20 protein-coding genes and 1 pseudogene are annotated in these 14,507 nt (G+C 33.6%); 17 read left to right on the top strand and 4 right to left on the bottom strand.

What is annotated here, in order from left to right:
- Nucleotides 1-62: 62 nt before the first annotated feature.
- Both CLV73_RS14755 and msrA read left to right on the top strand, forming a co-directional pair.
- A complete protein-coding gene (locus CLV73_RS14755) occupies nucleotides 63-215 on the top strand; it encodes a bacteriocin-like protein (RefSeq protein WP_157798810.1) in 153 nt (50 codons plus the stop codon).
- Nucleotides 216-414: 199 nt separating this feature from the next.
- Nucleotides 415-969, top strand: coding sequence for a peptide-methionine (S)-S-oxide reductase MsrA (gene msrA, locus CLV73_RS14750; protein WP_100377627.1), 555 nt, complete (start codon nucleotides 415-417; stop codon nucleotides 967-969).
- A gap of 54 nt (nucleotides 970-1,023) precedes the next feature.
- Here the strand turns inward: msrA and CLV73_RS14745 are convergent, their stop codons facing one another.
- Nucleotides 1,024-1,836, bottom strand: coding sequence for a hypothetical protein (locus CLV73_RS14745; RefSeq protein WP_100377626.1), 813 nt, complete (start codon nucleotides 1,834-1,836; stop codon nucleotides 1,024-1,026).
- Nucleotides 1,837-2,211: 375 nt separating this feature from the next.
- Between CLV73_RS14745 and CLV73_RS14740 the strand changes: the two genes are divergently transcribed.
- From CLV73_RS14740 to CLV73_RS14685, 13 genes and pseudogenes are all read left to right on the top strand, one after another.
- A complete protein-coding gene (locus tag CLV73_RS14740) occupies nucleotides 2,212-2,436 on the top strand; it encodes a hypothetical protein (protein ID WP_100377625.1) in 225 nt (74 codons plus the stop codon).
- 63 nt (nucleotides 2,437-2,499) lie between these two features.
- Nucleotides 2,500-4,149: a tetratricopeptide repeat-containing sensor histidine kinase gene (locus CLV73_RS14735; protein WP_100377624.1), complete on the top strand. Its 1,650-nt coding sequence runs from the start codon at nucleotides 2,500-2,502 to the stop codon at nucleotides 4,147-4,149.
- A 14-nt stretch (nucleotides 4,150-4,163) separates the two neighbouring features.
- Nucleotides 4,164-4,826, top strand: a complete 663-nt coding sequence (locus CLV73_RS14730; protein ID WP_100377623.1) for a response regulator — start codon at nucleotides 4,164-4,166, stop codon at nucleotides 4,824-4,826.
- 126 nt (nucleotides 4,827-4,952) lie between these two features.
- The gene (locus CLV73_RS14725; protein ID WP_100377622.1) at nucleotides 4,953-5,291 is read left to right on the top strand and encodes a YegP family protein; all 339 of its coding nucleotides are present in this window, start codon (nucleotides 4,953-4,955) and stop codon (nucleotides 5,289-5,291) included.
- Nucleotides 5,292-5,295: 4 nt separating this feature from the next.
- Nucleotides 5,296-6,366, top strand: a complete 1,071-nt coding sequence (locus tag CLV73_RS14720) for a type I restriction endonuclease (protein WP_100377621.1) — start codon at nucleotides 5,296-5,298, stop codon at nucleotides 6,364-6,366.
- Between the two features lie 2 nt (nucleotides 6,367-6,368).
- Nucleotides 6,369-6,884: an SH3 domain-containing protein gene (locus CLV73_RS14715; RefSeq protein WP_100377620.1), complete on the top strand. Its 516-nt coding sequence runs from the start codon at nucleotides 6,369-6,371 to the stop codon at nucleotides 6,882-6,884.
- A 16-nt stretch (nucleotides 6,885-6,900) separates the two neighbouring features.
- Nucleotides 6,901-7,527 (top strand): PH domain-containing protein, encoded by a 627-nt coding sequence (locus CLV73_RS14710; RefSeq protein ID WP_100377619.1) that lies wholly within the window; start codon nucleotides 6,901-6,903, stop codon nucleotides 7,525-7,527.
- Between the two features lie 4 nt (nucleotides 7,528-7,531).
- Entirely contained in the window at nucleotides 7,532-7,747 is a 216-nt protein-coding gene (locus CLV73_RS14705; protein WP_100377883.1) for a TM2 domain-containing protein, read from the top strand.
- Nucleotides 7,748-7,757: 10 nt separating this feature from the next.
- Nucleotides 7,758-7,967 (top strand): annotated as a pseudogene (locus tag CLV73_RS19270) (DUF6804 family protein); the annotation flags it as partial.
- 21 nt (nucleotides 7,968-7,988) lie between these two features.
- The gene (locus tag CLV73_RS19265; protein ID WP_169925770.1) at nucleotides 7,989-8,159 is read left to right on the top strand and encodes a hypothetical protein; all 171 of its coding nucleotides are present in this window, start codon (nucleotides 7,989-7,991) and stop codon (nucleotides 8,157-8,159) included.
- Between the two features lie 5 nt (nucleotides 8,160-8,164).
- Entirely contained in the window at nucleotides 8,165-8,572 is a 408-nt protein-coding gene (locus CLV73_RS14695; RefSeq protein WP_100377617.1) for a hypothetical protein, read from the top strand.
- Between the two features lie 5 nt (nucleotides 8,573-8,577).
- Nucleotides 8,578-9,918 (top strand): beta-carotene 15,15'-monooxygenase, encoded by a 1,341-nt coding sequence (locus CLV73_RS14690; RefSeq protein ID WP_100377616.1) that lies wholly within the window; start codon nucleotides 8,578-8,580, stop codon nucleotides 9,916-9,918.
- 10 nt (nucleotides 9,919-9,928) lie between these two features.
- Nucleotides 9,929-10,810, top strand: a complete 882-nt coding sequence (locus CLV73_RS14685; protein ID WP_100377882.1) for a hypothetical protein — start codon at nucleotides 9,929-9,931, stop codon at nucleotides 10,808-10,810.
- A gap of 60 nt (nucleotides 10,811-10,870) precedes the next feature.
- Here the strand turns inward: CLV73_RS14685 and CLV73_RS14680 are convergent, their stop codons facing one another.
- The 3 genes from CLV73_RS14680 to CLV73_RS14670 form a co-directional block, all read right to left on the bottom strand.
- Entirely contained in the window at nucleotides 10,871-11,320 is a 450-nt protein-coding gene (locus CLV73_RS14680; RefSeq protein WP_100377615.1) for a GNAT family N-acetyltransferase, read from the bottom strand.
- Nucleotides 11,313-11,936 (bottom strand): ribosome biogenesis GTP-binding protein YihA/YsxC, encoded by a 624-nt coding sequence (yihA, locus tag CLV73_RS14675; protein ID WP_100377614.1) that lies wholly within the window; start codon nucleotides 11,934-11,936, stop codon nucleotides 11,313-11,315. The genes CLV73_RS14680 and yihA overlap by 8 nt, the downstream gene beginning before the upstream one ends.
- Nucleotides 11,937-12,005: 69 nt before the next feature.
- Nucleotides 12,006-12,767 carry an alpha/beta fold hydrolase gene (locus CLV73_RS14670; RefSeq protein ID WP_100377613.1) on the bottom strand — a complete coding sequence of 254 codons (762 nt, stop codon included), beginning with the start codon at nucleotides 12,765-12,767 and terminating at the stop codon, nucleotides 12,006-12,008.
- 273 nt (nucleotides 12,768-13,040) lie between these two features.
- Between CLV73_RS14670 and mraZ the strand changes: the two genes are divergently transcribed.
- Both mraZ and rsmH read left to right on the top strand, forming a co-directional pair.
- On the top strand, nucleotides 13,041-13,499 hold the full coding sequence (mraZ, locus tag CLV73_RS14665) for a division/cell wall cluster transcriptional repressor MraZ (protein WP_100377612.1): 459 nt from the start codon (nucleotides 13,041-13,043) through the stop codon (nucleotides 13,497-13,499).
- Nucleotides 13,500-13,541: 42 nt separating this feature from the next.
- Nucleotides 13,542-14,435, top strand: coding sequence for a 16S rRNA (cytosine(1402)-N(4))-methyltransferase RsmH (rsmH, locus tag CLV73_RS14660; RefSeq protein ID WP_100377611.1), 894 nt, complete (start codon nucleotides 13,542-13,544; stop codon nucleotides 14,433-14,435).
- Nucleotides 14,436-14,507 lie beyond the last annotated feature (72 nt).

Genomic DNA, 14,507 nt, shown 5'->3' with positions numbered 1-14,507 from the left:
TGATTAAAAATCAAGTAAAATTGTTTAACTTGTACTGTATTAAAACCAAAAAAATCATTAATATGAAAAATCTTAAAGCATTAAGCAGAAAACAACAAAAAGCAATTTCAGGAGGAGTGCAGGGACCTTGTACAAATTATTGTGTTCCGAAACCTTTGTATACCGCAACTTGCGTTAAAGGATGGTGCGTTTATAGTCCTGTTGGACCTGAATAAAATATTACAGCATTAAAATCAATTTCAAACAATTCCTTTTGGAGTTGTTTTTTTTATTATTTGTGAAATCTATGAGTATGATTTGCGTTTCAGGCTTTAATTAAACATAAAATGGAAAACTTTTCCTTATTTTTGATTAGTTTTTTCTCCAAGAATATTCCTTAAACGAGAAAATATTTAAATACATAATCAACTTAGAATGGATAACAATAATTTAGAACAGATCACTTTCGGAGGCGGATGTTTTTGGTGTGTGGAAAGCTGTTTCAATATGCTGAAGGGCGTTAAATCTGCCATTTCCGGATATTCCGGGGGACATAAAGACAACCCGACTTATCAGGAAGTTTGTACGGGAGAAACAGGTCATGCAGAAGTTGTACAGATCACTTATGATCCGGCAATTATTTCCTATGAACAATTGATGGATGTTTTCTTTTTCCTTCATGACCCTACCCAATTAAACAGACAGGGAAATGATATCGGAACGCAATACCGTTCTGTAATTTATTATAAAGATGAAGCTGAAAAAGCAAAAGCTGAAGAAGCCATTAAAGTCTCTATAGCGTCTGGAAGATGGACAGGAACTTATGTCACAGAATTAACGAAATTCGACAAATTCTGGCCCGCTGAACAATACCATCAAGGCTATTACAATGAAAATCCAACTCAGCCGTATTGCAGCGCCGTAGTAGGGCCAAAAATTCAGAAATTCAAAAAGCATTTCGGTGAACTGGGGATGCTGAATGCAGAATAAAAATAAACAATTTTTATATTTAACCACAAAGGATTCTTTGTGGTTATTTTTTTATCATTCCACTTCTATTGAATCTGATTGCTGGTATCCAGCATAATGATTAAGTATACGTTCCGAGACATCTTTTAAAGCTTTATCATTAATTGGATGTTTTCCATAGCTTGTAAAAAATTCAACATTATTGTTAGTCTTATCATACCAAACCTTTCCCATAGAATTTGTAGCATTAAGAGTGTCTGGCCGTGTAATTTTTTTAAAATACTTAAATCTAAATTTATCCATCGGAATAACATCAATCTGCGGCCCCAAAGAACTGCTATCAGTTGCCATATACCTGTCACCATCCCAATACATAAAAGGTTTATCAATTGAAAATCCCTTTTCTGAAAGAAATCTTATTGGATTAGAGCTTTTATTATTGGAGAAGACAACTCCACCTGTGACTAAAAGTAAAACAAAAGTCATTTCTAAAATGCCTAATCCATTTTTCTTAATAAAATCAGGTAACAATACTGTTGGAGTTACCGTAATAATTATTTGATGAATTTTTTCAGATAAATCTTTAAAACTTAATGTAAAAGTCTTCAGATCATCATTCTCTACTCTTTCGCAGAAATCTTCAAAATTATCATAGCCAATGTATTTACTTAAATAATCTAAAGCAAGATCATCAATATTATAATCTCTATTTTCTTCGACTAAATTCTTATAATATCTTACATATGCTCTTTCTTCTCTTTCAAAACCATATTGTTCTTCAAAAAGTGAACTTAGATATGATGCAATAGAACTTTTTTTCCCACGGGGAATTTCATTTTTAGCTTTTTCAAACACCGTTTTTACCAAAAATCTTTTCTTCTCATACATAAATTTTCAAGTATTAGTTATTTGCTGTCCAAATTAGACAAAAAATGGACAATTAATTTACGGTTTACCGTAAAAATCAAACATTTACGCACTGTCCAACTGTCCATCGTCTGTCCATAAATTTCAACATATCTGTCAGATATTTGTAAAAGAAATCAGAGACAAAAAATAAAAGAAAATAAAAATCTGATTTCAAAAATTGCCATCAAAAACGGAAGAAAACTCCGGGTTGGGAAGCAGATGTTTCTCTTCCGTTTTTGATGGTTCACTTCCCAAAAAATTTAAGAAGCGCTTCGAAATTTTAATCGTGTACAGCTCGGGATAAATATTCCGAGAGGAAGGAAAACAATTTCAAACCTCAAAATTTTTAAGGAAATGATCCAGTTTATTTTAATGCTATTAGGTTTAGCATTCGGACACAATAATGCCAATACATCAACATGCAACGATAATAATTCAACCACCGTAATCGTACAGAGCGATACTGATCCAGGAGACGGAATAGATCCGGGAGATGGAACAGGAGGACCAGGTAGCGGAAACGGAGGAAGTACAGGAGGTAACACAGGGCAAACCCCACCTCCATTTACTAACCCTTAATTATAACAGAGCAGATTGTTTTTAATCTGCTCTTTTTATTACTTTGCAGAATAAAACTAATTCATGAAAAACTATTTCTTATTACTTATATGTATGATTTTACTTTCTTGTAAGAAAGAAAATAAAAAAAACTTCGATGAAAGCATAGCAGCAAAATTATATAATAAAGCTAAAGTATTTAGAAACTCTAATGTATCTGATTCAGCTTTTATATATTACAATTTAGCAAAAAATGCCTATTTAGAAAGAAAGGATTCTCTGGGCGTAGGCAAATCTTTAGTTAACATGGCAATCTTACAACATAATAAGCAAGATTATTATGGAAGTATTGAAACATCACTTGAGGCAAACAACTTTCTACGAAAAATAGATGATAGCACAACAAGAAGTACTCTTGCATCTAGTTTTAATAATATGGGGATCTGTTCATCTTATCTTTATGAGTTCGAAAATTCCATTTTATTTTATAATCAGGCTTTAAAATATGTAAATATACCATCAAACAAATATCTTTATTATAATAATCTAGGAGATGTTTTAATAACTTTAGGAAAGTATCCAGAAGCACAGAAAAACTTATCTATAGCATTACAAACTAAAGATAGTTTGAAGTATGCAACATTCATAAATAATATGGCGCGAGCAAAATATTATGAAAACCCTAATTACAATCCTCTCCCAGAATTTTACAAAGCTTTAAAAATAAGACAAGACAACAACGATTTACAAGGGCAAAATTCGAGTTATGCAACTTTATCGATTTATTTTTTTGATAAGGATAAAATAAAAGCTCTTGATTATGCGAAAAAAATGTTGGAAGTTGCTGTAAAAAATAATAGCAAGGAGGATCAATTACAAGCATTACAGAAAATCATTAATTTGGATAAAGAAAATTATTTAGAAAATTTTAAGAAATTTCAAGCATTAAATGATAGTATTCAAATTGCAAGAAGTAAAGCTAAAAACCAATTTGCAGTAGTAAGATATGATGTAGAAAAAATACAAAGAGAAAAGGCCGAAAAAGAAATAGAAGGATTACAGAAAAATTTTGGTATTGGAATTTTATTAATAATTCTGATCGGAGGTTTATTCTTGTATAGAAAAAGAAAAAAACGTCTCGAACAGGAAAAAGAACTTGAAGTAAAAAACACCCAGCTTAAAATGTCAAAAAAGGTTCATGATGTAGTTGCCAATGGTATTTATCAGGTAATGACAAAGATTGAAAACCAGGAGCATTTTAATAAAGACGAGGCGCTTGACGAACTGGAATTTGTTTACGAAAAGTCCAGGGATATTTCTTACGAGAAGACAGACAACCAAGGTGAAGAAAAAGATTTCAGCGAAAAAATTTCTGAAACGGTCAGCTCATTTAAAAATGATGAAGTGAATACTTATCTTGCCGGAAACGACAGTGGCACCTGGAAACATCTGAGCACTAAAAATAAGGAAGAAGTGTATCAGATCATCCGAGAATTGCTTGTAAATATGAAAAAACATAGCAAGGCAACCATCGTTTCGTTTAGATTTGAAAGAGAAAATGACCTCATCAGAATATTCTATACGGATAATGGAATTGGAATTTCAGGAGATGTAATTTATAAAAACGGATTATCTTCTACGGTTTCCCGTATAGAAACCATCAACGGAGAAATTATTTTTGACACCAAAATAGAAAAGGGACTTAAAATTACTATTTCATTTCCTGCTTCCTAAAAAACTTAAACAGAATGTTCAAAAAAATTTTAATCGCCGAAGACCACGAAATGGGCAGTCTTTCTGTCCAAAAAACATTGGAGGATCTTAATATTCCGAAAGTTGATTATGTATATTATTGTGATGATGCCTTGGCAAAAGTTCAAAAAGCTTTACGGGAAAACGATCCTTATGATTTATTGATCACCGACCTTTCTTTTGAAGAAGATCATTACACACAAAACATTAAAGACGGGCAGGAATTAATTCAAAAAGTGAGGGAAATTCAACCGGCTCTCAAAGTGATTGTTTTTTCCGGCCAGCATAAATCAGGAATTATAGATTCGCTTTTTAAAAATTATCATATCAACGGGTATGTGCGGAAAGCCAGAAATGACTCTAAAGAACTAAAAAAATCTATCGCCTCGGTTTTTATTAATGAAAATTATCTTTCGACAGACCTGAAGCAGGAAGTGAAAAAATTCAACAATTATGAATTTTCTGCGTATGACATTACGGTAGTTACCCTTCTTTCTAAAGGTGTTTTACAGAAAAACATTCCCGATCATCTTCTGGAAAAGGGCATAAAATACAGCTTAAGCAGTGTTGAGAAAAAATTAAACAGCTTAAAAGAAGATCTTGAAGTGACAAGCAATGAGCAATTGGTCGCTTTTTGTAAGGATATCGGGATTATTTGATCTGAATTTTGCTGAAAACTATTAATAAAACCTTTCATTTCATGAAAGGTTTTTTCGTTTTACGGATTCCCGTAAGGAGACGCAAATTAATGCTCATATTTTTGGAGTGTTAAATAAAAAACAATCATGGGAAAATTTATTATTACTCAGAGAGTAAACAAAGAGTATCAGTTTAACCTGAAAGCCACAAATGGCGAAATTATCTTAACCAGCGAAGGCTATGTCCAAAAAGCATCTTGCCATAAAGGAATAGAATCGGTGAGAATTAACTCTCAGGATGATTCAAGGTATGAGAGAAGGACTGCCGTAAACGGAAAAGAATACTTCGTCTTAAAGGCAAGAAACGGCGAGATCATTGGAAAAAGCCAGTTATACAGCTCAAAATCGGGAATGGAAAACGGAATCGCCTCCGTAAAATCCAATGCTCCAACCGCCGAAATTGTTGATGAAACTCTAAAAAGCTAAAAGTATGGATCTTAAAATTAAACTTGAGCAGCTTCATCAAAAAGTCATTGGCTTAAAAGAGCAAATCGGAACAGAAGAAGCAACAAAAAATGCTTTTGTAATGCCTTTTATACAAATCTTAGGATATGATATCTTCAACCCAACAGAAGTTGTTCCCGAACATGTTTGTGATATCGGAACCAAAAAGGGTGAAAAAGTAGATTATGTGATCAAAAACAATGATGAACCGATTTTCATTATCGAATGTAAGCACTGGAAAGAAAATGCGGATGCCCATAATTCTCAGCTTCACCGGTATTATCATGTTTCGAAAACAAGATTCGGAGTTTTGACGAACGGAATTGTATACAACTTCTATACAGATCTTGAGAAGCCCAATATTATGGATGAAAAGCCTTTTTTCACGATTAATATTGAAGATCTAAAAGACAGTTCCATTAAAATTCTGGAAAGTTTCACGAAGAAGGATTATAATCTGGAAAGCATCCTCGATTCTGCAGAAGCCTTAAAATATATCAAAGCCATCAGAAAAGAATTCGAAAAAGAGATCGAAAATCCGTCTGATGAACTGGTAAAGCTGTTGGTCAATCGTTTCTTTGAAAAACCTTTAACGGCAAACCGAATGATTTCGTTTAAAGAATATGCAAAAAAAGCATTAACAACTTCTATTAATGAATCCATCAGTTTCCGGTTAAAATCAGCTTTAAGCATTAACGAACAGATCGAAAAACGGGAAGACAATGTAAAAAACTCGCAGCCCATCGATGAAAATAACGAATCCAAAACTGTAACAACAGAAGAAGAATTGGAAGGGTTTCAAATCGTAAAAGCCATTCTGAGGGAAAAAGTTCCTTCCGCAAGAATTGCTTATCGAGACACTTTGTCTTACTTCGGAATTTTATTGGATGATAACAACCGAAAACCACTTTGCCGACTGCATTTTAATACCGCAAATAAATATCTAGAAACTTTTCACAACGGAAAAGAAGCGGGAGAAAAAGTCTTATTAAATAATCTTGATGAAATCTACAATTACAGAAATCAACTTCATCAGACACTGGAAAATTATAACTAACCATGAAAAAACTAATACCATTCATCATACTTACCTTCACTTTATTTATTTTAAATTCTTGTGTAAAAGCAAACGACAACATAGGACACGACGGAAGATGCACCGGTTCTGCATATTGCACTGCCTGTGCTAACTGTTCAAGATGTGGACATTGCAGCAGCGGTGGAACCTGCGGCGTCTGTAGTGGTTCTTCCGGAAGCAACTCTTCTTCCGGAAGTTCTGCCAAAAGAAGCAAATCCAAGAAACACAAATCATCAGATTCTTATAAAGCATCAAAAACAAAATCCAATAAACCACCAAAAGTATTTATTGATAAGGTAAATGTCAACGTCAACTCCAACAGATATATTGCAGGAATCTCAACAACCAATATTTACGAAAAGCCCTCTTTCAAATCTAAAATAATAGCCATAGTTCCTAAAAACACAAAGCTAATCCAAGTTTCCAAGCAAAATTCCTGGTACAGAGTAAAAAAGGATGGGAAAATGGGATATGTTTATTATAAAGATATAAAGTAACTAAAAACAAAATATCATGAACCTAAAAAAATTTTTAAATGAAGAACAAGATCCAAAAGCAGTAGAAAAACTTTTGGAGAGAATCAACAGTCTCCTTACCTCTCAGGAATTTGTAGAATATATTGCTGTTCAGAAAAAACCAGCTCTCAATTTATCTCCTGATTGTATTGCCCTTACCAATAGAAGAATTATTTTTTGTAGGCCTAAAACCTTCGGCTTATCTATGGATTTTCAGGACTACAGTTGGGTAGATGTCGCAGATTGCCATATTAAAGAAGGAATAATAGGTTCTACTTTTATGATGAGAACAACAAGAAACCTTACCAATATGATGGATTATCTTCCAAAAGCACAAGCCAGAAAATTGTATCAATATGCTCAGGAAATTGAAGAACAGATGAGAGGTGTAAGACGAGAAAAAGATTTAGAGACAAGAAGGGCCTCTGCTGGTGGCGTTACAGTGAACAATACAACACCAATCATTACCCAACCTCAACAATTTCAGCAACAGCAAAAACCATTATTAATAGAAAATGAAGATCCTTTTGCCCTTTTACAGAAATTAAAAGGTTTAATGGAAAACGGTATAATCTCTCCCGAAGAGTTTGAAGAAAAAAAGAACGAAATTTTATCAAGAGTTTAAACTTATGAAATCAAAATTCACAACCGCACTACTAGCATTTTTCTTAGGAGGACTAGGTATCCACAGATTTTATTTGGGGCAAAATAGCAGAGGAATACTTTGTCTGTTATTTTGTTGGACATTCATTCCTTCATTGATTGCCCTTTTCGATTTTTTTGTATTCATTTTTATGTCCGAAGACAATTTTAATTACAAATATAATCTCAAAACAGGATTTTAAAAACAAAAGCATGAAACCATTCCTCAATTTTTGTGCGTTATGTTGTTTCATTGGTATTTTCAGACTTCCCTTAGAATATTATACTTTTCTCAGAATCCTTATTTCCATTGGAGCTTTGTTGGTTTTATACAATACTTTAAGCTTTAAACAACATTATTTAAGTATAATTTTTCTTGTCATACTTATTCTTTTCAATCCCGTTTTTCCTATTTATTTATATCGAAAAAGTTTATGGATCCCAGTGGATATCATAACGGGGATCTTATTTCTGTTGATTAATTTCCTGGAAAAACCAATACAAAAAAAGGAGGAAGAAACTACCGAAGAAACTTCAAAGCAATCTTTATCAATACACCAAAGATCTCCTTCACGAGACAGAATCATTAATCCCAAACAACCAAAAGAAGACTAGACTATATGGAAAACAATCAAATTACCGAAAATCTTAAAGCTCATTTTCTCCGGCTTTATCAAATGGCAATTTGTGATGATGATTTCAGTGCTTTAGAACTGAAAATGCTTTATAAATGCGCCGAAGAAAGAGGTATTTCATCTAAAAATCTGGACGAAATTCTTCTGAATCCGATCAATTTAAAATCACTAGTTCCACAAACGATCGAGGAAAAAGTAGATTATCTCTACGATCTCACAGTAATGATCTGGACAGACGGAATTGTTTCTCCGAACGAATATTCTGCTCTGCAAAAATATGTCCTGATGTTTGGCTTTTTGGAAGAAAATGTAACGGCAATCGTAGATTATCTCATCGAAGCCGTAAAAATCGGCAAGAATAAAAGCGAAATTTTATGCGAATTAAAAAACTAACTACTATGGATACCACAAGCATAAAAAATTTATTTAAACTAAAATCTGTTCCTATTGAGCCTAAAATAGAACAGTTACCCAAAACAGAGCAAAATACGGAAGAGGAATCTCCCGAAGAAAGCAGGAAAAGAACCTATCACGAATCAGGATACAGAGACAGTTCACGAACCAACGGAAATCACTCTACCCTTTCAATCTGTCTTGATGCTGTATACTCAAAATTTCAAAACGAAGAGAAAGAAATGGTTGAAAAGCAGCAAAAATTAAAAGAATCTTATGTTAATGAACAAAAAAACAGGGAAACAGAGATCAAAGCTCTAACTGTTTCACAAGAAACCAAAGAGGAACAACTGAGAAATAAAAACAAAGAAATCGAAAATCATCAGAATACCATTGAAAGCCTAAAAGCTGAAATCCTCGATCTTCCAAGAAATCCGGAAAAGTATAATGTAAAAGCGACAAAAGGCGCTTCAGCAAAATTCTGGATTGGATTGATTCTTCTGATTCCCATCACTTTATATTTAGCAACATTTTATATTTCAACTTCTTATTCGGCATTTTTTAAAAGTTTTGATGCAAAAAGCACTGTCATTCAAAGTGTTTTAGATGCAAATGCATGGATGAAAGCATGGTATGATGGTTTTATAGAAGTAGCCTTCGTTACTTTAATTCCGTTTGTATTCCTTGGGTTAGGATTTCTGATTCACATGTTTGGTGAAAATAAAATAAGAGCCAATTATATCAAATTGGGTCTATTATTTATCGTGACATTTGTTTTCGACTCTATTTTAGCCTATGAAATTGAATCAAAATTATATGAATTAAACAAAACTTTTGATTCGCCACCCTTTGATCTTAAAATAGCCTTTACCAAAATTCAGTTTTGGGGAATTATTTTCGCCGGATTTATTGTTTACATTATTTGGGGGCTTGTTTTTGATTTTGTCATGAAAGAACATCGGGAAAAAGACAAAATCAAAAGTGAACAGGAAATCAGACAGAAAAAAGTAATTTCTCTTTCAGAAAAGATCAATGTTTTAAAAAAAGAAATTGAAGAAGTTATCGCCAATATTGCTAACACAAAAGAGCTGATCATCAAAACACGCGGTAGAATCGAAGAGCTTCAGAATATCATCGACGGAGTGATCATTCCGACCAAAGATTACAAATTATATGCATCGGAATATGTTCAGGGCTGGATCACTTTTATCGGAGAAAAAATTGCGGTTTCAAGAACGGAAAAACAAACTATGATCGATGATTGTATAGCAACGTATAATACCAATCTGGAAAACGTTGGAGCCAATTCTGACAATCAGAACCTTGTTTATTTATCATCTTTATAAATCACAGATTATGAAAAAGATATTTTATTTATTAATGATCATTTCTTTAGCTTCTTGCAATAAAACTCCACCTTCATCACCTTGTACAAATTGTCCACCTGAAGTCGATTCAAACAATATCAATGTCAGTATTTTAATTGATTTATCCGACAGAATCGATCCCGCAACCAATCCGAATCCCACAATGGAATACTTTCAACGAGATACGGAATACATCAAAGCCATTGAGAGGGGATTTTTAAATCATATTAAATCAAAGAAAATTATTACTTATGACGATCAGATGCAGGTTTTCTTTAATCCTGAACCTTCCGATCCGAAGATGAACGAATTTACAAAAGAACTGAAAATCTCTTTCGATAAAAATACACAACGAAATTATTTTGATTTGGTTGATAAAAAATATTCAGAATTACCTTTAAATATTTATCAGTCAGCTATAAAGGACAGAAAATATGTTGGCTCGGATATTTGGGAGTTTTTTAAGAACAAGGTGAAAGATTATTGCATTAAGGATGATAAAAGAAATATCCTTTTCATTTTAACGGACGGATATATGTATCATGAAGACACAAAATTTGCAGAGGAAAGCAAAACGTCTTATCTCACAACCAGATTAATAAAAGCGAACAATCTCACAACTTCAAATTTTAAAGATCTTATCGAAAAAAACAAATTTGGTTTTGTAAAAGCCAATGATAATCTGAGCAATCTCGAGGTTATCGTCTTAGGAATCACCCCGGAAAAAGGAAATCCGTTTGAAGAAGCTGTGATTAAGGAATACTGGGAAAACTGGTTTAAAGAAATGAAGATCAAAAACTATCAGATTAAATCTGCAGACCTTCCTTCTAATCTGGAACCTATTATCTTAAAAGCAATTTCAGGAAAATAAAAACACTTCATATATATTTAACTATCAAAACAGCGGGGAACTTAATTTCCCCTCTGTTACTTATTTTCTCAACATTTCCGTGTGCGGAATTTCGTCTTCCAGATATTTTTTCCCGGTATCTTCAAACCCGAAGTCCCCATAGAACTTCAATAAATAATCCTGTGCAGAAATCCTGATTTCAGAAGTATGAAAACGGTTTTCAATAGTTTCAACAGCATATTGTATTAATAATTTCCCCAAGCTTTTTCCTCTCGCTTTTTCCGTTGTCAAAACTCTTCCGATAGAAGCTTCATCATATTTTATCCCTCTGTCGAAAATTCTGCAGTTTGCCAAAACTTCTCCGTTTTCTTCCGCCCAGATATGAACTGCCTTCTGATCATAATTGTCCAGATCCGGATAAGGACAATTCTGTTCAATAACAAAAACATCGATTCTTGCTTTTAGCACAGCATAAAGCTCGGGAACTGTAAACTCTTCGAATGCTTTTATTTTCCAGATAATATTACTCATCAAAACTCACATTATTATTAACCAGAAACTCATTGGTCTTCTGGATAAAGTTTAAAATTTCCTCTCCTCCTACTTTCTTTTCCGCAGAAGTCACATAAAGTTCAGGAAGATCTTCCCAGGTTTTGTGAAGTTCGGCTTTATAGTCTTCTACATTCTTTATGACAACATTCGGCTTTAGTTTATCCACTTTGGTAAATACAATAGAAAATGGCACCCCACTTTCTCCGCACCATTGAATAAAATCCAGGTCAATCGCCTGAGGTTTATGTCTTGAATCCACCAGCACAAAAAGATTCACCAAATTCCTTCTGTTTAAAATATAATTGGTGATCAGCTTTTCAAAATCTTTTCTGATCGATTTGGAAACTTTTGCATATCCGTATCCCGGTAAATCGGTTAAATACCAACTTTCATTAACTAAAAAATGATTAATAAGCTGTGTTTTCCCCGGAGTCTGTGAAGTTTTAGCAAGATCCTTATGATTCATCATTGCATTAATTAATGAAGATTTTCCAACATTAGATCTCCCGATAAAAGCATATTCAGGAATTGTAGGCTCCGGACAATCCTGCCATTTTCCACTGCTCTTTACAAACGTTGCTGTTTTAATAACCATTTCTATAGAATATTTTAGAAAAACAAACCATTAAGAAAAAGCTCTTAATGGTCATTTTTTATTTTAATTTTAAACTTTATCTTTTATCCAGCTATAAAGAATTTCATTGAATTCATCTGGTTTTTCCATCATTGCCGCATGACCACATTTATCAATCCAGAACAGATCCGAATTCGGGATAAATTTGTGCATATCCTCGGCAACTTCAGGAGGTGTTACATTATCCTGCTTCCCCCAGATCAGACATGTCGGTGTCAGAATCTTGGGTAAATCATTCAGCATATTGTGTTTGATGGCGCTTCTTGCCAACATTACAGTTTTAATCCCCTTCATTCTGTCATTTACAACACCGAAAACTTCGTCTACCAAATCTTCAGTCGCAATAGCAGGATCATAAAAAACCTCTTCTGTTTTCTTTCTGATGTAGGAACGGTCATTCTTTCTTGGGAAACTGTCGCCGAAAGTTCTTTCGTACAAACCAGAGCTCCCTGTAAGAACAAGATTTTTAACCAGATCAGGTCTTGCCAGTGTTAAAATTAACCCAACATGACCTCCCATTGAATTTCCAACAATAGTAACAGGTCCCTGAACATGGTTCTCAATAAACTTTATTATATATTTTGCTAAAGTTGTAAGATTGGTATTGAGTACCGGCAAATCGTAGATTGGTAACTGAGGAACATAAACTTTAAATCCTCTGTTTGAAAAAAAATCCACCATTTTATCGAAATTACTCAAACCACCCATTAAACCGTGCAACAACACCAACGGATGTCCTTCCCCAGCTTCTACAAAGGTATATTTCTTTTCTTTTTTTGTACTAAATATCATATAATGCCTGTAATAAAGCCTTGCAAAAATACAAATTAAACCTCAAAAAAATTTTGAATACTCTAATTTAAAATAAAAATAACATAATAATCTCCTTTTTAGCTATTTTTTTGAAAATCTCTTTATTATGGCGCGAATAGCAATAAATACAATCCTCTTCATATCAAACAATTACATCCCGGAAGCTCAATCTTTAATAAAACTTATTAACATTAAGGGAAAAAGTGGGAAAAAGTGGGAAATTTTAGAAATTATTATATAAATTTGCTCCAAATGAAAAGTTTCATTGGGACATATGAGTGTAAAATTGACGACAAAGGCCGCTTAAAAGTTCCTTCATCTTTAATCAAACAGATGGAAAACTTCGACGACAAGGCATTTGTAGTCAAAAGATCTGTGTTCCAATCTTGCCTGGAAGTTTACCCTATGAACGCATGGGATAAATTGATGGGCAAAATTAATAAATTGAACAGATTCATTAAAAAGAATGCTGATTTCATTAGAATGTTTACGGCAGGGGTAAAAACAGTGGAACTGGATAACGCAGGAAGATTACAGATTTCTAAAGATCTGACTCATTTTGCAAATCTCCAAAAGGATATTGTGATTACAAGCGCAGGAGAATTGTTTGAAATTTGGGATAAAGAAGCCTACGAAAAGGTGATCTCTACCAATGAAACCGATTTCGCCAGTCTTGCCGAAGATGTGATGGGCTCTTTCGATGAAGAATAATTACGCTGATCATTAAAAGCGAAAAAAAAACACAACTTAAGTATGTATCATAACCCCGTTTTGTTGAAGCAAAGTGTAGATGATTTGGTAACGAATCCAGACGGAATATATGTAGACTGTACTTTTGGAGGAGGCGGTCACTCCAGAGAGATCTTGAGCAGGCTTTCTGACAAAGGAAAACTGTTCAGTTTTGATCAGGATTTAGATGCTCTTAAAAATGCAATTGATGATCCGAGATTTACATTAATCAATCAGAATTTCAGATTTCTGGAAAACTCTTTGTTAATGTATGGAATTTCTCAAATCGATGGAGTTCTGGCCGATTTGGGAGTTTCTTCCCATCAGTTTGATGAGGCGGAAAGAGGCTTTTCCACAAGAAGCAATGCTCCTTTGGATATGAGGATGAACATTATGCAGGGACTTGATGCCAAAAGAGTCATCAATGATTATGAAGAAGAACAACTTGCTGATATTTTTTATTACTATGGTGAACTGAGAGAAGCCAGAAAATTGGCGAGAGACATTGTTCATCACAGAAAAACAAAAAGCATTGAAACAACAGAAGATCTGAAAAAATTGTTCAGCTATCTTCCACCACATAAAGTGAATAAATTTTATGCCCAGTTATTTCAGGCAATAAGAATTGAAGTCAATCAAGAGCTTGAAGTGCTGAAGGAAATGCTTGTTCAGGCATATAATGTATTAAAGCCGGGAGGAAGATTGGTGGTAATTTCCTACCATTCTTTAGAAGACAGGCTGGTAAAAAGATTTTTGAAAAACGGAATGTTTGAGGGAGAGCCCGAAAGAGACATTTACGGAAATTATAAAAAGGCATTCGAACTGGTAAAGAGTAAAGCGATTATTCCCGATGAAAAGGAAATCGAAGAAAACTCCAGAGCCAGAAGTGCTAAAATGAGAACAGGAATAAAAGTATAAAAAGTGAATGATTGAATTGTCAATAGTGAATTTTTAGCATTGACAATTGACCAACGAAGTGGATTCACTGCA

This window comes from Chryseobacterium geocarposphaerae (assembly GCF_002797535.1).
In the GTDB taxonomy this organism is placed as follows: Bacteria; Bacteroidota; Bacteroidia; order Flavobacteriales; family Weeksellaceae; genus Chryseobacterium; species Chryseobacterium geocarposphaerae.
Note: the sequence above shows the minus strand (reverse complement) of the source record. Positions and strands in the feature narration are given on the sequence as shown.